Annotated in this window: 20 protein-coding genes; 16 read left to right on the top strand and 4 right to left on the bottom strand. The window is 53.4% G+C overall.

The window, feature by feature from the left end:
- The first annotated feature begins 58 nt into the window (after window positions 1–58).
- The 4 genes from lpdA (at window position 59) to KO503_RS04115 (ending at window position 6,115) form a co-directional block, all read left to right on the top strand.
- A complete protein-coding gene (lpdA, locus tag KO503_RS04130; RefSeq protein WP_215990305.1) occupies window positions 59–1,453 on the top strand; it encodes a dihydrolipoyl dehydrogenase in 1,395 nt (464 codons plus the stop codon).
- A 156-nt stretch (window positions 1,454–1,609) separates the two neighbouring features.
- Complete coding sequence (locus KO503_RS04125) at window positions 1,610–2,578, top strand: LysR family transcriptional regulator (RefSeq protein ID WP_215990304.1); 969 nt, start codon at window positions 1,610–1,612, stop codon at window positions 2,576–2,578.
- 229 nt (window positions 2,579–2,807) lie between these two features.
- The gene (gene uvrA, locus KO503_RS04120; protein ID WP_215990303.1) at window positions 2,808–5,690 is read left to right on the top strand and encodes an excinuclease ABC subunit UvrA; all 2,883 of its coding nucleotides are present in this window, start codon (window positions 2,808–2,810) and stop codon (window positions 5,688–5,690) included.
- A complete protein-coding gene (locus KO503_RS04115) occupies window positions 5,690–6,115 on the top strand; it encodes an NUDIX hydrolase (RefSeq protein WP_215990302.1) in 426 nt (141 codons plus the stop codon). Before uvrA ends, KO503_RS04115 begins: the two co-directional genes overlap by 1 nt.
- Window positions 6,116–6,192: 77 nt before the next feature.
- Here KO503_RS04115 and serS read toward each other — a convergent pair whose 3' ends face one another.
- Window positions 6,193–7,485: a serine--tRNA ligase gene (gene serS, locus KO503_RS04110; protein WP_215990301.1), complete on the bottom strand. Its 1,293-nt coding sequence runs from the start codon at window positions 7,483–7,485 to the stop codon at window positions 6,193–6,195.
- 68 nt (window positions 7,486–7,553) lie between these two features.
- Window positions 7,554–8,939, bottom strand: coding sequence for a pentapeptide repeat-containing protein (locus KO503_RS04105; RefSeq protein WP_215990300.1), 1,386 nt, complete (start codon window positions 8,937–8,939; stop codon window positions 7,554–7,556).
- A gap of 231 nt (window positions 8,940–9,170) precedes the next feature.
- Between KO503_RS04105 and yajC the strand changes: the two genes are divergently transcribed.
- From yajC to KO503_RS04060, 9 genes are all read left to right on the top strand, one after another.
- A complete protein-coding gene (gene yajC / locus KO503_RS04100; protein ID WP_215990299.1) occupies window positions 9,171–9,494 on the top strand; it encodes a preprotein translocase subunit YajC in 324 nt (107 codons plus the stop codon).
- A 177-nt stretch (window positions 9,495–9,671) separates the two neighbouring features.
- The gene (secD, locus tag KO503_RS04095) at window positions 9,672–12,299 is read left to right on the top strand and encodes a protein translocase subunit SecD (protein ID WP_215990298.1); all 2,628 of its coding nucleotides are present in this window, start codon (window positions 9,672–9,674) and stop codon (window positions 12,297–12,299) included.
- A 51-nt stretch (window positions 12,300–12,350) separates the two neighbouring features.
- The gene (locus KO503_RS04090; RefSeq protein ID WP_215990487.1) at window positions 12,351–12,704 is read left to right on the top strand and encodes an Mth938-like domain-containing protein; all 354 of its coding nucleotides are present in this window, start codon (window positions 12,351–12,353) and stop codon (window positions 12,702–12,704) included.
- Window positions 12,705–12,734: 30 nt separating this feature from the next.
- Window positions 12,735–13,355, top strand: coding sequence for a heme ABC exporter ATP-binding protein CcmA (gene ccmA, locus KO503_RS04085; protein ID WP_215990297.1), 621 nt, complete (start codon window positions 12,735–12,737; stop codon window positions 13,353–13,355).
- A complete protein-coding gene (gene ccmB / locus KO503_RS04080; RefSeq protein ID WP_215990296.1) occupies window positions 13,352–14,008 on the top strand; it encodes a heme exporter protein CcmB in 657 nt (218 codons plus the stop codon). Before ccmA ends, ccmB begins: the two co-directional genes overlap by 4 nt.
- 111 nt (window positions 14,009–14,119) lie before the next feature.
- On the top strand, window positions 14,120–14,854 hold the full coding sequence (locus tag KO503_RS04075) for a heme ABC transporter permease (protein ID WP_215990295.1): 735 nt from the start codon (window positions 14,120–14,122) through the stop codon (window positions 14,852–14,854).
- Window positions 14,851–15,009, top strand: coding sequence for a heme exporter protein CcmD (gene ccmD / locus KO503_RS04070; protein WP_215943325.1), 159 nt, complete (start codon window positions 14,851–14,853; stop codon window positions 15,007–15,009). Before KO503_RS04075 ends, ccmD begins: the two co-directional genes overlap by 4 nt.
- Window positions 15,002–15,541, top strand: coding sequence for a DsbE family thiol:disulfide interchange protein (locus KO503_RS04065; protein WP_215990294.1), 540 nt, complete (start codon window positions 15,002–15,004; stop codon window positions 15,539–15,541). The genes ccmD and KO503_RS04065 overlap by 8 nt, the downstream gene beginning before the upstream one ends.
- A gap of 99 nt (window positions 15,542–15,640) precedes the next feature.
- Window positions 15,641–15,988 (top strand): hypothetical protein, encoded by a 348-nt coding sequence (locus KO503_RS04060; RefSeq protein WP_215990293.1) that lies wholly within the window; start codon window positions 15,641–15,643, stop codon window positions 15,986–15,988.
- Window positions 15,989–16,815: 827 nt separating this feature from the next.
- On the opposite strand, the gene KO503_RS04055 is transcribed toward KO503_RS04060, so the two are convergent.
- Complete coding sequence (locus tag KO503_RS04055) at window positions 16,816–18,093, bottom strand: O-acetylhomoserine aminocarboxypropyltransferase/cysteine synthase family protein (protein ID WP_215990292.1); 1,278 nt, start codon at window positions 18,091–18,093, stop codon at window positions 16,816–16,818.
- 242 nt (window positions 18,094–18,335) lie between these two features.
- Between KO503_RS04055 and KO503_RS04050 the strand changes: the two genes are divergently transcribed.
- Genes KO503_RS04050 through arsH form a run of 3 tightly spaced genes read left to right on the top strand, consistent with a single transcriptional unit; the run spans window position 18,336 to window position 19,824 of the window.
- Window positions 18,336–18,707, top strand: a complete 372-nt coding sequence (locus KO503_RS04050; protein ID WP_215990291.1) for an ArsR/SmtB family transcription factor — start codon at window positions 18,336–18,338, stop codon at window positions 18,705–18,707.
- A complete protein-coding gene (arsC, locus tag KO503_RS04045; protein WP_215990290.1) occupies window positions 18,704–19,099 on the top strand; it encodes an arsenate reductase (glutaredoxin) in 396 nt (131 codons plus the stop codon). The genes KO503_RS04050 and arsC overlap by 4 nt, the downstream gene beginning before the upstream one ends.
- Window positions 19,096–19,824: an arsenical resistance protein ArsH gene (arsH, locus tag KO503_RS04040; protein ID WP_215990289.1), complete on the top strand. Its 729-nt coding sequence runs from the start codon at window positions 19,096–19,098 to the stop codon at window positions 19,822–19,824. The genes arsC and arsH overlap by 4 nt, the downstream gene beginning before the upstream one ends.
- A 9-nt stretch (window positions 19,825–19,833) precedes the next feature.
- On the opposite strand, the gene KO503_RS04035 is transcribed toward arsH, so the two are convergent.
- Complete coding sequence (locus KO503_RS04035; protein WP_215990288.1) at window positions 19,834–20,556, bottom strand: helix-turn-helix transcriptional regulator; 723 nt, start codon at window positions 20,554–20,556, stop codon at window positions 19,834–19,836.
- Window positions 20,557–20,618: the final 62 nt, after the last annotated feature.

Here is a 20,618-nt window from a genome sequence, read left to right as displayed (position 1 = left end):
TGCTCGAATTTTCAAAGTAGTTTAGTGTCAAACTAAATATGGTTTCGGGAGGATCCCCATGTCTGACAAATCTTTTGACCTCGTCGTAATCGGGGCTGGCCCTGGTGGCTATGTTGCTGCAATTCGGGCGGCTCAGCTCGGTTTATCTGTTGCTTGTATCGAGCGCGAAAATCTTGGTGGCATCTGTTTGAATTGGGGATGTATCCCGACCAAAGCTTTGCTGCGTTCTGCTGAAGTGTTTCACCAAATGGAACGTGCAAAAGACTATGGTCTTTCGGCTGAAAAAATCGGCTTTGATTTGGATGCCATCGTCAAGCGGTCGCGCGGTGTCGCCAAGCAGATGAACGCGGGCATCAAAGGTTTGTTCAAAAAGAACAAAGTGACCTCGATCATGGGTGAGGCCAAGTTGGCTGGCTCAGGCAAGGTCATCGTCAAAACAGACGCGGGCGAAGAGACGCTTGTGGGCAAAAACATCATCGTTGCCACCGGCGCGCGGGCGCGTGAATTGCCCGGTCTTGAGGCTGACGGCGATCTGGTTTGGGCCTACCGCCAAGCGCTTGTGCCAACACGGATGCCAAAGAAATTGCTGGTGATCGGCTCTGGTGCGATCGGCATCGAGTTCGCCAGCTTTTACAATACGTTGGGCGCTGATACGACTGTGGTCGAGGTGATGGATCGCGTTCTGCCGGTTGAAGACAAAGACATTTCAACCTTCGCGAAAAAACAGTTCGTGAAACAGGGGATGAAAATCCTAGAGAAAACCACCGTCAAAAAACTGGACCGTTCTGCGGGTAAGGTTGTGGCGCATCTGGAAGACGCCAAAGGTACGACAACGCAAGAATTCGACACGGTGATTTCCGCTGTTGGGATCGTTGGCAATGTCGAAGGTCTGGGTCTTGAAGAGCTGGGCGTCAAAGTGGATCGCACCCATATCGTGACTGACGAATACTGCCGCACGGGCGTTGAGGGCGTGTTCGCCATCGGTGATGTCGCTGGCGCGCCTTGGCTTGCCCATAAAGCGTCCCACGAAGGCGTTATGGTGGCCGAACTGGTTGCCGGTCTCAAAGCGCATCCGATCAAGCCGAACTCCATCGCGGGGTGCACCTATTGTCACCCACAAGTGGCCTCTGTCGGTCTGACCGAAGCGAAAGCGAAAGAGGCGGGCTATAAAGTCAAAGTCGGCAAATTCCCGTTTATTGGCAACGGCAAAGCCGTGGCTATGGGGGAGGCCGAGGGTCTGGTAAAAACCGTATTTGATGAGGCCACAGGCGAGCTTTTGGGCGCGCATATGGTCGGCGCCGAGGTCACGGAAATGATCCAAGGCTACGTCATCGGGCGCCAGCTTGAGACCACCGAAGAAGACCTGATGCAAACCGTATTCCCGCATCCAACCATGTCAGAAATGATGCATGAATCCGTGCTAGATGCCTACGGGCGTGCGATACATATTTGAGGGCTTACTAGGTCAAAATCTAACACTGCGCCGTCCTATTGGGGCGGCGCTTTGCGTTTGTGATGTGGTGGCTTGCATGAATTCATTAGGTGTTCTTAATTGTTATGTACGCGTGCGGGGCTTGTGCATAAATACGCGCACTCATATGGTCACCTAATGACTGATTGGGATTCCTTACGCTATATCTTGGCCGTCGCTCGTGAAGGGGGGCTGTCTGGTGCTGCCCGTGTCTTGGGGGTCAATCACGCCACCGTGTCGCGACAATTGTCGCGCGTCGAAGACGCCTCGGGTGTGCGGTTTTTCACCCGTTTGGCCTCTGGCCTTCAAGCGACAGAAGCAGGCAAGGTTGCCATCGCTCATGCGGAAGAAGTTGAAGCGCGCATGGTCGCCCTCGACATCGCATTGGCGGCACGCGATGAAACCGAAGAAGGTGAATTACGTATCACCATTCCACCGCTTGTCGCAGAAGATCATTTTGCGCAAGATCTTAAAGAATTCAAACGCTTGCATCCGGGAATCGATATTCAAATTCGCGGCTCAACCGATATATTGAATCTGCACAAACGCGAGGCGGATATCGCCATTCGGGTCAGCGGATCGCCCGAAGAAAGTCTTTGGGGCCGGATGATGGTGCAGCAACGTGCTGGCTGGTTTGCCTCGCCTGACTTTATCGAAGAATACGCCGATGTCTTGGATGGCAAAAATATGGACAGGCCGTTGCCCTATATTGGCTTTACGGCTTGGGACAATGTCTGCCCGCCGACGTTGTTTGCCAATATGCCGAGTTGTAAAATCGCGCTGAAAACCGATGATATGATCTCGGCCATTTCGGCGGCGCATTTGGGAATCGGCGCAGTGCGATGTACGCATCTGGTGGGAAGCGGTGATGCGAAATTGGTGCGTGTGCCACAGTTTGCGCTTGATGATCACTTTCCGATATGGATTTTGACTCATCCTGATTTGCGCCATGTCCCGCGTGTGACCGAATTTATGCGCTTTATCGCAGCACGATTTTCGGCGCGGCGCGAGATCTATTTCGGGCCAGATGAGTTGAGCGCGGGCGGTATCATGGCCAGCGCAGAACATGCACCTTTTGATGGCGATGTGACAGAGCCTGCCGAGTAAGGGTTTTGTGTCGACCCTCTGGATCAGGTCAAGTCAACGGATAATCAGGTCGTCGCTGGCGATCAACAGTTGTGGCTGTGGGCAGCTTTGCTCAAAATGCGGTGATGCTCCTCTATATATTGCCTGTGTTCGCTTAATGTTCTCATTTTAATGTTGGAACATGCGGCTTAGCCCGCTAGATATGTCAAAAGCGTTGCGCTTTGGGTGAATTTATACGGGTGGCAGGCATATGGCAGAGCTGAAATCGATCGAAGTCAGAGGTGCGCGCGAGCACAATCTTAAGAACATCGATGTGGATATTCCGCGCGACCAACTTGTGGTGATCACGGGCCTATCGGGGTCGGGAAAATCATCGTTGGCCTTTGACACGATCTATGCCGAAGGGCAGCGGCGTTACGTTGAATCCCTGAGCGCCTACGCTCGTCAATTCCTTGATATGATGGGAAAACCTGATGTGGATCACATCGCGGGTCTGTCGCCCGCGATTTCAATCGAGCAAAAAACCACCTCGAAAAACCCGCGCTCGACTGTCGGTACTGTGACTGAAATTTACGACTACCTGCGTCTGTTGTTTGCCCGCGCAGGCACGCCCTATAGCCCCGCGACGGGCGACCCGATCGAGGCGCAGCAGGTTCAAGATATGGTCGATATCGTCATGACACTGCCTGAGGGCACACGAGGGTTCTTGCTGGCGCCCATCGTGCGTGACCGCAAAGGGGAGTATCGCAAAGAATTCCTTGAGCTGCGCAAGCAGGGGTTTCAACGCGTCAAAGTCGATGGTGAGTTTTACGAGCTCGACGAGCCGCCCACTTTGGACAAAAAGTTTCGTCACGACATTGATGTTGTTGTGGACCGCATCGTGGTGCGCGAAGGCTTGGAAACCCGTTTGGCGGATTCCCTGCGTACCGCATTGGATTTGGCCGATGGCATTGCCATTTTGGAAACCGCCCCGCGTGAGGGGGAAGGCGAGGTCGAGCGTCTGACGTTTTCCGAAAACTTTGCTTGTCCGGTTTCGGGCTTTACCATCCCTGAAATCGAGCCGCGTTTGTTTTCGTTCAACGCGCCCTTTGGGGCTTGTCCGCATTGTGATGGGCTTGGGGTCGAGCTGTTTTTCGATGAACGTCTTGTGGTGCCTGACGTCAGTTTGAAAGTCGCAGACGGGGCCATCGCCCCGTGGCGCAAAGGCAAAACGCCGTATTTTTTGCAGACGATTGAAGCGATTGCAAAGCACTATGAATTCAAAGCCTCATCTCCTTGGAAAGACATTCCTGATCACGTGAAAGAGGTATTCTTGCGCGGGTCTGGCGAAGAAGAAATCAAATTCCGCTATGACGAAGGCGGCCGCGTCTACGAGGTGACGCGTGCGTTCGAGGGCGTGATCCCCAATATGGAACGCCGCTACCGCGAGACAGATTCCAATTGGGTTCGTGAAGAATTTGAACGCTATCAAAACAACCGCCACTGTGGCCATTGTAATGGTTTCCGTCTGCGCCCCGAAGCTTTGGCAGTGAAAATCGGCCCCGAAGACCAGCGCTTGCACGCAGGCGAAGTGGTGCAGATGTCGATCAAAGAAGCCTTTGATTGGATCGATGGCATCGACAAATCTTTGAGCAAGCAAAAGCAAGAGATCGCGAAGGCTATCATTAAAGAAATTCGTGAACGGCTTGGGTTCTTGAACAACGTCGGCCTTGAATACCTGTCGTTGTCACGCAATTCGGGCACTTTGTCAGGCGGTGAAAGCCAGCGTATTCGATTGGCGTCACAGATCGGTTCTGGCTTGCAGGGCGTGCTTTATGTGCTGGACGAGCCTTCTATCGGGTTGCACCAACGCGACAATGATCGCCTGATCGGCACGCTGAAAAACCTGCGCAACCAAGGCAATACAGTGATCGTGGTTGAACATGACGAAGACATGATCCGCGAGGCGGATTACGTTTTCGACATCGGCCCAGGGGCAGGGGTGCATGGCGGGCAAGTGGTCGCCAAAGGCACACCTTTGGAAATTGAACACACAACAGGCTCCATTACCGGCGATTACCTGACAGGCAAACGCGAGGTTCCCGTCCCCGAACTGCGTCGCAAGGGCAATAAGAAAAAGATTAAAGTGGTCAAAGCCACAGGCAACAATCTGAAAAACGTCACGGCGGAGTTTCCGCTGGGCATGTTCGTTGTGGTCTCTGGTGTGTCTGGCGGCGGCAAGTCGACTTTGACCTTGGAAACCCTATTCAAAACCGCCTCGATGCGTCTGAACGGCGCGCGCCAGACCCCTGCGCCTTGCGAGACGATTAAGGGCTTGGAGCATCTCGATAAAGTTATCGATATCGACCAACGCCCCATCGGGCGCACGCCGCGATCCAACCCTGCGACATACACTGGCGCGTTTACACCGATCCGTGAATGGTTTGCAGGCCTGCCTGAAGCCAAGGCCCGCGGATACAAACCCGGACGCTTTTCGTTCAACGTCAAAGGCGGGCGCTGCGAGGCCTGCACCGGCGATGGCGTGATCAAGATCGAGATGCACTTTTTGCCCGATGTTTACGTCGAATGTGAGACCTGCAAAGGCAAGCGTTATAATCGCGAAACTCTGGAAGTTCGCTTTAAAGGCAAAAGCATAGCTGACGTTCTTGATATGACTGTTGAGGACGCGCAAGAGTTTTTCAAAGCCGTGCCTGCCATCCGCGACAAGATGGATGCACTGATGCGTGTGGGGCTGGGGTATATCAAAGTTGGGCAACAGGCGACGACCCTGTCGGGGGGCGAAGCGCAGCGGGTGAAACTGTCCAAAGAACTGGCCAAGCGCTCCACTGGGCGCACGCTGTACATCCTTGATGAGCCCACAACAGGTTTGCATTTCGAGGACGTGAAAAAGCTGCTCGAAGTGCTGCATGAACTGGTGGATCAGGGAAATTCGATGATCGTGATTGAACACAACTTGGATGTGATCAAAACCGCTGACCATATCATCGACATCGGCCCAGAGGGCGGCGATGGCGGCGGTATGATCGTGGCAACAGGCACACCCGAACAGGTGGCCCAAGTTGAAGCCTCGCACACTGGGCGTTACCTCAAACCGATGTTGGAAAAAATAGCGGCGCGCAAGGCGGCTGAGTAATGATTCAGGTGCCAAAACTTGGCGCTTTGGCGGTTGTTCTGCGTGATGATTGTGCTTTGCTGGTGCAGCGTAAGAACCCGCCGGACGCAGGCACTTGGGGCTTTGCGGGCGGTCATGTTGAGTTCGGCGAGACATTTGCCGAGGCCGCTGTGCGCGAGCTGTTCGAGGAAACAGGGGTGCAGGCCAAGCCCGTGCAACTGATTGAGACTGCTGAATTTATTCACCGTGACGCGCAAGGCGAGGTGACGCATCACTTCGTGCTTGGCGCTGTGTTGTGTGACTATGTTTCGGGCGAGCCTGTGGCCGATGATGATGCGCTTGATGCGGCTTGGGTGCCGTTGGAGGACATCTATGCCAAACGCTTGCCTATGTCTGACAAAGTCGATGATATGGCGCGTATGGCAGCGGCTTTTCTGGCAAAGTGAACCTAAGGTTTACCCTTAAATACGAACGGCGTCCCGTGTGAACCGGACGCCGTTTTTGTTTCGCGATTGCGCTGTTGTTAGCTCAGTTTGCCGTCAAGGCCCAAGGTCAGCTTGCCGCCCAGATAAGGCGCCAAAACGGCTGGCAGGGTGACAGAGCCGTCAGCCTGTTGACCATTTTCCAGCACTGCAATCAACGTGCGACCAACTGCCAAGCCTGAGCCGTTGAGCGTGTGCACGAACTCAGGCTTGCCACCGTCCGCAGGTTTGAACCGCGCGTTCATGCGGCGCGCTTGGAAATCGCCAGTGGTGGATACGCTTGAGATTTCGCGATACGCATTTTGCCCCGGCAACCATGCCTCAATATCGAATGTGCGCTTTGCGCCAAAGCCGATGTCGCCTGTGCACAAGTCGACGGTGCGGTAGGCCACGCCCAGCTTTTCCAAGATGCCTTCAGCACATCCCAACATCCGTGCTTGTTCTGCATCAGATTCGTCAGGGTGGGTGATCGATACCATTTCGACTTTCTCGAACTGGTGTTGGCGCAGCATACCCGATGTGTCGCGGCCCGCTGATCCTGCTTCTGAGCGGAAGCACAATGAATGCGCCGTCATGCGGATGGGCAGGGCGCTTTCATCCAACACGTCACCCGCCACAGAATAGGTCAGTGGCACTTCGGACGTTGGGATCAACCACCAGCCGTTTGTGGTCTGATAGCTGTCTTCGCCGAATTTTGGCAATTTATCTGTGCCATACATGGCCTCGTCGCGCACCATCACTGGCGTGTTCACTTCCGTTAGGCCGTTTTCGTCCACATGGGTGTCGATCATGAACTGCGCCAAAGCGCGGTGAATGCGCGCGACGCCGCCTTTGAGCACCACAAAGCGCGTGCCCGACAATTTCGCGCCTGTCTCGAAATCCATCGAGGCTTTGACCGCTTCGATTTCGAAATGCTCGCGTGCGTCAAAATCGAAAGACGGCACATCGCCCCAAGTCTTGACCTCGACGTTTTCATCCTCATCCGCACCGTCTGGCGCGTTGTCCGCTGGCACATTGGGGATGCGGGCCAAGAAATCCGTCAACTCGGCGTCTTTGGTTTTGGCCTCATCATTCAGTCGCGCGATATTGGCTTTGCTCTCGGACACAAGTGCGCGCAGACGTTGGAATTCGTCTTCGTCGCCACGCGCTTTGGCCGCGCCCACTTCTTTGGACGCCTTGTTCTGCGTGGCTTTTGCCTCTTCGGCCTCTGCGATCAAAGCGCGGCGGGCAGAATCGATGTCCAAGATTTGCGATGACAGCCCAGACAGCCCACGGCGCGCCATAGCGGCGTCAAAAGCATCAGGATTTTCGCGAATGGCTTTGATGTCATGCATCGGGGGAGTCCTTGGATTATGTAACTTTGTTGGAGTTATGGACGAAATGGGGCGCGAAGGGGAAGGGGTTAGAACGGGATTTCATCAAAATTGTTTTTGAACTCCTCGATATGCTTGTGCCACATAGAAGGTGTAATTCCGTACTCGTCCTCCCAATGCTTTGGAGTCTTTAGTTCGGTTGGAAGGATGCAGTTTTGAGCGCCATATGCAGCGTTAAGTTGTTTTTGTTGAACGCCACTATCTTTAAAATCGCACCTTCGAAATGCGCATTTAGCTATGTAGTTTTCTGATTTGTTGATTAGACAATTAGATTCAAAGCTACAGTTGCTGAATTCCATGGGGGCAAGATAATGCGCACCTTTTTCGTTAAAATTGATTTTACAAAAGTTAAACTTGGCAAAGGCATTAGCCCCAAAGCCGTTTTCGATTTCCGAAATTTCAATATACATATTTATGAAATTTGCAGCTGAAAAGTTTGTTTGTGCGGTAGTAATTTCTTTGATACGACATCTGCGTAGAGTGACTTTTTCAAAGTCAGTGTTGACCAGCGAGCTATTGGAAAAGTTAACTCGATCTAAGCTTGATCCGATAAAATCTGTGCGATCAAATACAATGCCCGACAGGTCGCGGTTTGAAAGGATGAGGCCTGCAAACGAAGTGTCATTGAGTTGAAGTTTGTAGCGGTTGTCTTTTTCGATACGACGCTGTTGCTCGGTTCGTCGTGATAAGACGCTTAGGGCTGTAATCAAATCGTCCCTCGGGCGAATTGGCGCATCGATTTCGCCTTTATATTCTACGTATGCCTGAGCATTGTGGCGAATATAGGCGGTCAAAATTTCCATTACCTCAATGTGAAAGTCGTGATTGTCTCGGGCGAGCCGTTCGAGTGCCAAGAGACCGCCGCTGCGCACCTCAAGTGCTGGCACAGACTTTTCAATGAATTCATTGTTGGCTTCACGCCTAACTGTTTTTTCAGCACCGAGATTGGTTACAGCTTTGTTTAGGGTGTCGGTTATCAGGTTTTTCTCTGCGGTCTTGGTCTGCCGCTCTGTCGTGTGGACCCTGATCAATGCCAGCGGTGTGCCAATGATACCGCCGAGGGCAGTGAGCAATCCGACGAAAGACAAGACATACCAGCGCAGGTTGTTTTGTCCCAGAATGCCAGTCGTGTTGTCTGTTAGAATTCGAACGCCAACTTTTGCGAGCATCGCCAAGATCGACACAAAAATGATCGCAAGGATCGGCGCAAAGAATATTGCGAACCAATAGACGAAGTTGAGCCATACGGTCTCTGAGAACTTGAGCGGGTTTGGTTTGCCGGTTTTGGTGTTGTTCATCACAAAAACCAAGATCGCGCAAAATACAGCGAAACCGCATAACCCAAGCGTTAGCGGGTGAAAGATAAAGCTATCAATCTGCGTTATCAGGTCCAAAAATCCGTTTTTCTCGCTCATTTTTCGGCCAATCAAATTTAAATTCTCAAAATCCTCCCTATATCAACGGCAACAGGTGCAGATGTCACGCTTGAAACGCGACAAAGGTGTTGTTTGTTGGCCCAAGGGTCGCTTGCCAAGTCCTGCGTTGGCGCATAGGGTGCGCGTCGACTTGGGGGGTGGAATCTGCCTCTTGCTTTGTAATTTTCGCACAAGGGATGGCCTTTGTGCAGCTATCAAAAGGACGACTTAATGTTCGTAACTCCAGCATATGCTCAGGCCGCAGGCGGCGCAGGCGCAAACCCAATTATGCAATTTGTGCCACTGATTGCGATTTTCGCGATCATGTATTTCCTTATGATCCGCCCACAGCAGAAAAAAGCCAAAGAGCACAAAGCGATGATCGAAGCGGTGCGTCGCGGCGATACGGTTGTGACAGCAGGCGGGATTTTGGGCAAAGTGACCAAAGTGAAAGAAGACGGCGAATTGGAAGTCGAAATCGCTGAAGGCGTTAAAGTGCGCGTTCTCAAAGGCACATTGGCGAATGTGGTTTCCAAAACAGAGCCAGCGTCCTAAGCGTTTGATATATTACACAAAGGCCTGCGCAACTGCGGGCCTTTGATTGTTTTAAGGCGATCGTTTGAAAGACTGTTTTAACACGACAGCTTTAAGACGATCATTTTAAAACCTCTAAAATAATCCGCGCATTCTGCGATTTTCTTTGCACCCGCGCCCCCGCATATAGGCTGTGACATGCTCAACTTCTCTCTTTGGAAACGGATCGTAATTTGGGGCTTTGTTGCCCTCGGTCTTTATGCAGCCTTGCCCAACGGGTTTTACAACCGCGTTGACGCCCACAATCAGGCGATAGCCACGATTGAAACCTCTGGAGAGACAGAAATCTTGGCGGCCGAACGCGACGCTTGGCCCTCATGGCTGGCGTCTAACGTGGTTAATCTCGGGCTTGATCTGCGCGGCGGGGCGCATTTGTTGGGCGAAGTGGACGTGAACGAGGTCTACGCGACACGTATGGACGGCTATTGGCCCGCGGTGCGCGACGCTTTGCGCGATGAGCGTGCCACAGTCGGCACGATCCGCCGCCTAGACGCGCCCGACGGTTTGTTGCGGGTGCGTATTTCCAATGCGGACCAAATGGAAACCGCATTGCGCACAGTCCGCGCTTTGTCCACGCCTGTGGTGTCTTTGACCGCAGCAGGACAAAACGACATCGTGGTGAGTGCCAACAATGACGTGATTTCGATTGAGCTGTCAGAGGCCGAACGTGCCGCAACAGACGATCGCACCATGCAGCAATCGCTTGAGATCATTCGCCGTCGTGTGGATGAGGTCGGCACACGCGAACCAACGATCCAGCGTCAAGGCGAAGATCGTATTCTTATTCAGGTGCCTGGGATCGGATCTGCAGCAGAGCTGAAGTCCTTGATTGGCACCACCGCCAAACTGACGTTCCACCCTGTTGTAGGTCAGACATCGAACCCTGACCAAGCCCCCGGCGCACGCAATTTCCTTGCCGCTGATATTTCGGGCAATGGCGTTTACTACGTGTTGGAAGACACGCCTGTCGTGACAGGCGACGAATTGACCGACAGCCAGCCAGCCTTTGACCAAAACGGCGCACCTGCTGTGACCTTCCGGTTCAACCCATCGGGGGCCCGCAAATTTGGCGACTACACTGCGGCAAATGTTGGCGCGCCTTTCGCGATTGTCTTGGACAACGAAGTGATTTCTGCCCCTGTGATCAACGAGGCCATTCGTGGCGGCTCTGGTCAGATTTCGGGCAATTTCACCATCGAGGAAAGCACCGAATTGGCTGTTTTACTGCGCGCTGGGGCTTTGCCTGCCAAAATCAATTTCCTTGAGGAACGCACCATCGGGCCAGAGCTTGGCGCAGATTCCATCGCAGCCGGTAAGATCGCAACAATGGTCGCGTTTGCCGCTGTGCTTGTGTTCATGGGGCTGGCTTACGGGTTGTTTGGCATGTTCGCCAATATCGCCTTGATCATCAACGTTGCGATCTTGTTTGGGTTCTTGTCCGCCATTGGCGCGACGCTGACATTGCCCGGCATCGCGGGGATCGTGTTGACCGTGGGTATGGCTGTGGACGCCAATGTGTTGGTGTTCGAGCGTATTCGCGAAGAATTGAAAACCTCGAAAGGGCCGGGGCGCGCGATTGAGCTTGGTTACGAGAAAGCCCTGTCGGCGATTGTCGATGCCAATATCACAACCTTTATTACCGCGGCTATCTTGTTCGTTATGGGATCTGGTCCGGTGAAAGGCTTTGCTGTGACTTTGGCCTTGGGCATTTTGACATCCGTGTTCACCGCGATCTATGTGACACGCGCGATGGTGGCGATCTGGTATCACCGCAAGAACCGCAAGGGCTGGACGCTCAAAGGTGTCAAACTTGTGCGTGACGATACCACCGTCGATTTTTTCAAATTGGGCAAATACACCTCTGGCCTGTCAGGGGCTATGGTGATCGCGGCTGTGGTTGCGTTCTTTATGTTCGGGCTGAACTTTGGCATCGATTTTCGTGGTGGCACAACCATTCGCACCCAGTCTGAAAGCGCTGTCAGCGTCTCGGATTATCGTGCCGCGATGGAGCCTTTAGGGCTTGGCGATATAACCATCACCGAAGTGTTTGATCCAACCTTTGACGAAGACCAACATGTGGCCATGGTGCGGATTGAGGCGCAAGACGAAGTCGAAGCTGTTACGCCTGAAACCATCGCCATTGTTGAAGAAGCTTTGCAAACCGTTGACCCTACGATCACTTTCCCATCCGTGGAATCTGTTGGTCCTAAAGTGTCGGGTGAGTTGATCACGACAGCTGTCTTGGCTGTTATGGCAGCCATTGGCGCGGTGCTGTTCTACATCTGGTTGCGCTTTGAATGGCAGTTCGCCGTGGGCGCTGTTGTGGCCTTGGTCCATGACGTTGCCATCACCATTGGTATTTTCGCGATTTTCAAAATCCAGTTCGATTTAACGATTATCGCGGCGCTTTTGACCATCGTGGGGTATTCGCTCAATGACACTGTTGTTGTGTTTGACCGTGTGCGTGAAAACCTACGTAAGTATAAAAAGATGCCGCTGTCTGGTATTTTGAACCTGTCGATCAACGACACTTTGGCGCGGACAATCATGACCTCTGGCACCACTTTGATCGCTTTGATCGCTCTATTGGTTTTGGGCGGTGATGTGATCCGTGGCTTTGTCTTCGCCATGACTTTGGGTGTCGTTGTCGGGACGTGGTCTTCGGTCTTTGTTGCATCCAACATCTTGCTGTGGCTCGGTGTGAAACGCGACTGGGAAAAGAAAGATCCGACACCTGGTATTCAAGCAGATGGCAGCGCGGTTTAATCCGCTCTGCTGACCACTTTGACAAATCACACGCCATAAACGGAGCGCATGATGCATATTAATGAGATGGCCTTTGACGGCGCTGTGCCGATTGACAGCTACGGTCCAGGGTTCTTTCGAGTTCAAGGCGAAGTGCATACAGGCGCGATGTTGATGTTGGCGGCGGATGTGTCGGCTTGGGGCGGCTTTGATGATGCAGCGCCTTTGCTGGCTCTCAAAGGTCAGGTTGATTTTATCGTCTTTGGCACCGGTGAACAGTTGGCCTATTTGCCAGCGGACCTGCGGCGTTCGCTTGATGACGCGGGCATCGGGGCCGAAGTTATGGCGACCCCAACCGCATGTCGCAGTTATAATATCTTGGCCTCAGAGGGCCGCCGTGTCGCTGTGGCACTCTTACCTGTTTGATGCCTGCATAAATGCCTGTAGGCTGACCTCATGAGCATCCTATCTGTCACCAATCTTAGCATTGCGCGCGGCGGTATTCCTGTTTTGGAAGGCCTTAATTTTACTGTCGGGGCAGGCGAAGTCTTGGTGCTGCGTGGTCCCAATGGGGCAGGCAAGACCACGTTGTTGCGCACATTGGCAGGGCTGCAATCACCGTTGTCGGGCACTGTCACTTGCGCTGATGATGCCGTGGCCTATGCCGCTCATGCCGATGGATTGAAATCGACCCTGACGGCTGCTGAAAATCTGAAATTTTGGGCAGGCGTTTATGGCGGCGGCGACATTGAACCTGCGCTAACCGCCTTTGATCTGACGGCCCTCGCGGACCGGCTTGCGGGCAATCTGTCTGCTGGTCAAAAACGCCGCTTGGGTCTGGCGCGGTTGTTGGTCACGGGCCGCCCAGTTTGGGTTTTGGATGAACCGACGGTGTCGCTCGATGCGGCATCAGTCGCCTTGTTTGCCGCAGCTGTCGCCAATCATATCGCTCAAGGGGGCGCTTTGATCGTGGCCACCCATATCGACCTTGGCTTTGACGCGCAGGTCTTGGATGTCGCCCCGTTTCGCGCCGATCCCCAAGTCATGTCCGGCGCTTTTGACGAGGCCTTTTTATGATCCGGCTTCTGATGCGCGATCTCATTTTGGCGCTGCGTGCTGGCGGCGGATTTGGCCTTGGCTTGGGATTCTTTTTGATCCTTGTCACGCTTGTACCCTTTGGGGTCGGCCCCAATTCCGAACGCCTTGCCGCCATCGCCCCTGGAGTGCTTTGGGTGGGGGCCTTGCTGGCCTGTCTGCTATCGTTGGACCGTATTTTTGCGCTTGATTACGAGGACGGCTCGCTTGATCTTTTGGCTACGGCCCCTGTGCCGCTCGAAGGTTTGGTCGCGATGAAAGCCTTGGCGCATTGGATCACTACAGGCCTGCCTTTGGTAATCGCAGCCCCGATGTTGGGTGTTTTGCTACACCTTGATGGGGCGGCTTATACTTGGCTGATCGTCACGTTGTTGATTGGCACGCCCGCTTTGTCATTCATCGGTGCCTTTGGGGCGGCGATCACTGTGGGGCTCAAACGTGGTGGGTTGTTGATGAGCCTGCTCGTTTTGCCACTTTATATTCCGACATTGATTTTCGGGGCCGAAGTGGTCCGACGTGGCGCGCAAGGCTTTGACGTCATGACACCTTTGTTGATGCAAGGCGGGATTTCGGCGGGGGCGATTGCTTTGCTGCCCTTTGCCGCAGCCGCAGCCATTCGCATATCATTGCGTTAAAGTATTTTGCCTTATATTTGAGCTGGAATGCGGCAGAACGCAATAACGCGATGTTGAGTTGAGAACACCGACGCGACCCCCTAAGGTGAGCGTCAAATCGGGGAGAAACACATGGCGTCACTTTGGGAATGGGCAAATCCGCGCAAGTTTATGACTTGGACGGACAAGGCTTTGCCTGTCATCTCCATTTTTGCGGCTGTGCTGTTTCTAGCGGGGTTGGTTTGGGGGTTCTTTTTCACTCCAGATGATTATCGTCAGGGCGCTACTGTCAAGATTTTCTATATCCATGTGCCCTCTGCTATGATCGCGATCAACGCTTGGCTGATGATGCTGGTTGCCTCCTTGATCTGGCTGATCCGCCGCCACCATGTGTCTGTGCTGGCCGCGAAAGCTGCCGCACCTGTGGGGATGGTGATGACATTGATCGCGTTGGCATCCGGCGCGATTTGGGGCAAGCCGATGTGGGGCACATATTGGGAATGGGACCCGCGTCTGACGTCATTTTTGATCCTATTTTTGTTTTATGTCGGATACTTAGCGCTTTGGGAAGCCATCGAAGACCCCGACACAGCCGCAGATCTCACCTCAGTCTTATGCCTTGTCGGGTCTGTCTTTGCCGTTCTGTCACGCTATGCGGTGAACTTTTGGAACCAAGGTTTGCACCAAGGCGCGTCCTTGTCGTTGGACAAGGCTGAAAACGTCGCGGATGTGTTTTGGTATCCGGCCTTGGTGGCGCTCGCGGGCTTTGTATTATTGTTCTTGGCGCTGGTGATTTTACGCACCCGTACAGAAATTCGGGCGCGCCGCCTGCACGCTATTGAGATGCGCGAAAGGGTTCAAGGATGATGCCTGATTTGGGAAAATACGCGGGCGATGTTTTCGCCGCCTACGGGATCACATTCGTGTTGCTGGGAGGGCTGATCGCGCTGTCGCTGATCCGCGCTGCCCGTATCAAAAAACGTCTACAAGCTGCCGAGGAGCGCCGCAAAACCAATGGCTAAATTTTCTCCCCTTATGGCCCTGCCACCTGTCTTGTTCGTTGGGCTGGCCAGCCTGTTCATCTTTGGCATGAACCGCGAAGACCCTGACCAATTGCCCTCTGCCAAAGCGGGCAAAGACGCGCCCTCGATTGCGCAAGTGACACCCCTTGGCGATCTCGCGCCACTGAGTGATGACATGCTGCGCACAGGTGGCGTCAAATTGGTCAACTACTGGGCTTCTTGGTGCGCCCCATGTCGTGCCGAGCACCCTCAGTTGGAAACCATGGCAGAGGAGGGGGTGACCATCTATGGCATCAATTACAAAGACAAAGCGGATGCCGCTGTTGGGTTCTTGGCAGACCTGGGAAATCCTTATACGGCTATAGGCGCAGATGCACCAGGGCGCACAGCGCTTGAATGGGGGCTATACGGCGTGCCCGAGACCTATATTTTGAATGCTGAGGGCGAGATCACATACCGTTTTGCGGGGCCGATTACAGTCGAGATCATGGACAAATACATCAAGCCCGAGATTGCCAAGGCGGCTGAGTAGGGGGGGGCTTTTAGGCGAAAATGATGACTGCTTTGAGCCAATAAATTTTTTTGAGTTGTTTCGTTCTGTGTTTAACTATCAGATATTTTGAGAGGTCTAATGCCATTACTTGATCCGCCATTAACGCCCCTGCCAAAGCTTAAGCTATCACGATTAAGAGACATCGGTTGGTCACTGTGGGACCCAATTGGCCTGCTTCCTAAGGGCCAAAAATGGAACGATGAGGACTGCCTGTCGTTCGCGGATGAATATGACACCTATTTGGTACAGGCTGCAGGACGGCTGAGAAGGGGGGAGGCTGCTTGTGATGTATCTGCTTTTCTGGCTGAAATTGAAGTGGATTACATAGGGTTAGACGGCCCGTTTCAAGATGCATTGGTGCGCGCAGAAGGCGTGGTTGCAGCGATTCAAGCTGATTCAGAGCTTTGGACTTTTCCTGATAAATGAAGGTATCTGTCTGAGATGCTCCAAACAGAATGGGTCAGCGTTACAGGCGAGATCATGGACAAATACATCAAGTCCGAGATCGCCAAGGAGGCTGAGTGAGTTTGGTGCATAGTCAAGGATCGAAATGCATGATTGGATTGATAGCACGTGTCACGAACTGTTCATAAGCCGCCTCGCTTGAGTTCCGTGCAAAAGGGGAGTTCCCCAACGAGATGGTCAAAGTTTGTTGGCATTCGTTGCCCGAGCTGCAAGCGCGTGCAGCCCCCGAACCTGATAGCAAAGACCAATCCTTCTAAGGGGTATAACAGATTTGATTTTCACATCTGCGGAGGCTGTGGGAAATGGCTATATCTAAAGGGCGGCATCGGACGTTATATACGTTTTTTCCTGCTGGTTATGCCATCTGTTGTCATCATAAGTCTTGGTATGGGGGGGCTTGTCAGTCAGGTTGAAGTGCTAAGTACGTATCGTCCGGCTCGGGGGGGGATGAGCCAAACTTCCTCGGTTTCCTCATCCTGTGTGCGACTATGTTCTTGGCTATCTCATGGTTTTCTAGGTTTGAAACCGTTGGACTCGTTGTTCCGCCAGCGACGGAGGAAAAACAAGCACAGTCCACAAATGACTCGTTTCCTGATCACGAAAATGCCTGACCAATCACTGCGGGCTCAGAGGCGGAAAAGTCTACATATCCAGCATTTGGTTGGATGTGGGAGGGAAAAACGAAATGACATCATATTAGATAATCAAAGAAAAACCCGCCCTCAAATGAGAGCGGGTTTTGTCACTTCATAGTCTTTGGCGCTACTGAATAGCTTGAGTGATCGGCGCTATGCCATAGCTTGATCTAAATCAGCAATAATATCCGCCACATCTTCAATGCCGATGGACAAGCGCAGCACATTTGGCGACGCGCCGGCTTTGATTTGATCTGCCTCAGGCAACTGACGGTGGGTGGTGGACGCAGGGTGGATCACCAAGGACCGCGTGTCGCCCAAGTTGGCCACATGGGAAAACAGCTCCATCTTATCCACGGTCGCCACACAAGCGTCATAGCCGCCTTTGAGCGCCACGGTGAACAAGCCACCAGCGCCTTTTGGACAGATGCGGGCCATGCGTTCTTTGTAAGGGGATGACTCCAAACCTGCGTAGGTTACAGCCTCAACACGGGGGTCTTTTTCCAGCCATTCCGCGACTTTAGCTGCGTTTTCCACATGGCGTTGCATCCGCAAAGATAGGGTTTCAATGCCCATCAGCGTGTAATGTGCGCCTTGCGGGTTCATGGTCATACCGAGATCGCGCAGCCCAATGGCGATGCCGTGGAAGGTGAACGCCATTGGTCCCAAAGCCGCGCCAAAGCACAAGCCGTGGTAGGCAGGCTCGGGCTGGCTGAGCGATGGGAATTTGTCAGAGGCCATCCAGTCGAAATTGCCCGAATCCACAACACAGCCGCCAGTCACAGTGCCGTTGCCGGTCATGTATTTCGTGGTCGAATGCACCACCAAAGTGGCGCCGTGATCAAACGGGCGACACAGGTAAGGCGTGGCTGTGGTGTTGTCGACGATCAGCGGAATGCCTGCATCTTTTGCAATCACGGATACTGCATCGAGGTCGGTGATATAGCCGCCGGGATTGGCGATGGTTTCACAGAAAATCGCGCGGGTGTCGTCGTCAATCGCTGCTTTCACGGCGTCCAGATCGTCGAAATCGACAAAGGTTGCAGACCAGCCAAAGCGTTTGAATGTCTGGCTGAATTGAGTGAGTGTCCCGCCGTAAAGTCTTGTCGATGCAACGATATTTGTGCCTGGCTGCATGAGCGGGAATAGCGCCATGATCTGCGCCGCGTGGCCAGATGAGCAACAAACAGCGCCCACACCGCCTTCAAGTGCTGCGATGCGGTTTTGCAATGCTGCCACCGTCGGGTTGGTCAGGCGCGAATAGATGTAGCCGACTTCTTCTAGGTTGAACAATTTCGCAGCATGTTCTGCATCACGAAACTCATAAGCAGTGGTTTGATAAATTGGAACTTGGCGCGCGCCGGTGGCGGGGTCCGGAGCTGTGCCTGCGTGAATTTGCAATGTGTCAAATCCTTGGGTGCGTTCTGTCATGGTGTCCTCCTCGATGACGGTTGCGTAAAACTAGGTCACAGATGAAGGCATTACAATGGTCTCAGGTGCCCAATATCATCATCATGATAAGGGGCAGGCCGATCAAAAGCTCTGTGGTCGGTAAGGGAAGCGCGGGCAGCAGGGTTTTCATAAGCCATAGGGTGACAGGTATATGTTGAAAATCCATAAACAGTGTAAAATGGATCTTGCAAAATCATCATTATTTCGTTAATTCATGAAATATGGATTCATATCAAGCTCTCACAGCCTTCGCCGCCCTCAGCCAACCCTTGCGGCTGGAAGCTTTTCGTCTGCTGATCAAAGCTGGCCCTGACGGGATGGCGGCTGGCGATATCGCCACGGCGTTGAACGCCAAGGCCAACACCACCTCGCAAAACCTGTCGCAGCTTGCGCAAGCGGGGCTGATCACCAGCACACGGGCAGGGCGCAGCATCATCTATCGTTCAAACATGGATGGGTTAAATGCCCTGCTGCGGTTTATGCTGGAAGACTGCTGCGGTGGCGCACCAGAGACTTGCGCCCCTGTCATCAATATGGTTGCGCCTTGTTGTGGGACAACATCAAACAATACGTCTAAAGGTCTGACATCATGATTAAAATATACCACAATCCAAGATGCGGCACTTCGCGCAATACGCTGGCAATCTTGCAAAGCACTGGCGAAGGTATCGAGGTGATTGAATATCTGAAAACGCCACCAACGCGGGATGAATTGGTCGCGATGATCAAAGAGGCTGGCGAAACACCACGTTCTGCGATGCGCGCCAAACAGAAAGAGGCCGAAGACTTGGGTCTGCGCGATGGAAGCGTTTCGGATGAGGTGATTTTAGACGCGATGATGCAGCACCCGATTTTGATCAACCGACCATTTGTCGTCACGTCAAAAGGCACCGCGCTATGCCGTCCCTCTGAAAAGGTCTTTACGATTATGGAAAACCCGCCTGCGAGCTATACAAAAGAAGACGGCGAGGTCGTGACACCATGACGCTGACCGCAACTGATACTTTGCCCGCCGTTGATGAAGCTCAACTCAAATCGATTGACTGGCGTGACTATGCTGGCGCGAAAGACGACGGCCATGCGCCGCGTATTTTGGTGCTCTACGGTTCCCTGCGGGTTCGGTCCTTTTCGCGTTTGGCCGCCGAAGAAGCGGCACGTTTGTTGCGGTGGTATGGTTGCGAGGTCAAAATCTTTGACCCACGCGATCTGCCTCTGCCTGATGCTTGCGATCCCGATCATCCCAAAGTGGTCGAGCTGCGCGAATTGGCCGAATGGTCTGAAGGTATGGTCTGGTCTAGCCCCGAACGCCACGGCGCGATGACAGGTATTCTAAAGGCACAAATCGACTGGATTCCGCTATCCATGGGCGCCGTGCGACCAACCCAAGGCAAAACGCTGGCGGTGATGCAGGTTTGTGGCGGCTCGCAAAGCTTTAACGCAGTCAATCAAATGCGCATTCTGGGGCGTTGGATGCGGATGGTGACCATTCCCAATCAGTCCTCTGTGGCCAAAGCATGGAATGAATTCGACGAAGCGGGGCGGATGAAGCCTTCGCCCTATTTGATGCGGATCACAGATGTGATGGAGGAACTGGTCAAATTCACTTATATGGCCCGTTCGCGCCCTGCTTTGACTGATCGCTATTCTGAGCGTGTTGAAAGCGCACAGGCCTTGATCGATCGCGTAAATCTAAAGCAAGCGGTAAGCTAACGGTGTATTTTAACGACGATCTGGTCGCGGTCTGACGCCATGTTTGGCATCACGCGTTCGCAGATGGGCAATGTAGTCTCGTAACAGTGGCACGCGGCGGGGGCGAAAGCTTTCGCTGGTGCGTGCGTAGGCCGAGATGCGTGTGGTGTGAAACATGCGAAAATCTTGGCGTGTACAGCACCATGCCAGCACCATGACCGCTTGGTCATGATAGGATAGCGTCAGCGGATAAATGCGCCGCTGAGTGACATTTCCCTTTGCGTCTGTGTAGGTTAAGTCCAGCGCCTCTTCGGCCCACATCGCCTCGCGCAGTGCGCTCATGTCGATGGCAGGGGGCGCAGGGCGGTGCAGCCGGTGTACCAAATTCACCGCATGAGCGGCTTGGCGTTGCTGGCGCTCGGGCAGGGTGGCTAGAATTTTTGTCAAAGCGTCCGAGGCCGCCGCCGCCAAAGCGGGATCACAGCGTTGGTTCACATCTGACAAGGCCAAAGTCAGCGCCTCGATTTCCAATTGTGTAAAGGTTTGCGGCGGCAAGGCGATGTCTTCGGTCATAGTATAGCCCAATCCTGCCTCGCCTTCGATCTGTGCGCCTGCTGCGCGCAGGCTGTCGATGTCGCGGTATATTGTGCGCTCTGATACCTCCATCGTTGCGGCCAATCGCGAGGCCGTCACTGGCGGGGTCAAGCCGCGGATAAGGTGAAGTAATCTGAACAGTCGATCTGATTTGGCCATAGGGTTTTATCGCATAAGCATACTGACAGGAATTGTCAGCAGAAGGGTGGCACAACGGCGAC

It is taken from the genome of Pacificibacter marinus, assembly GCF_018860505.1.
GTDB classification, from domain to species: domain Bacteria; phylum Pseudomonadota; class Alphaproteobacteria; order Rhodobacterales; family Rhodobacteraceae; genus Celeribacter; species Celeribacter marinus_B.
The sequence above is the reverse complement of the archived record's forward strand: the minus strand, read 5'-3'. Positions and strand labels throughout refer to the sequence as shown.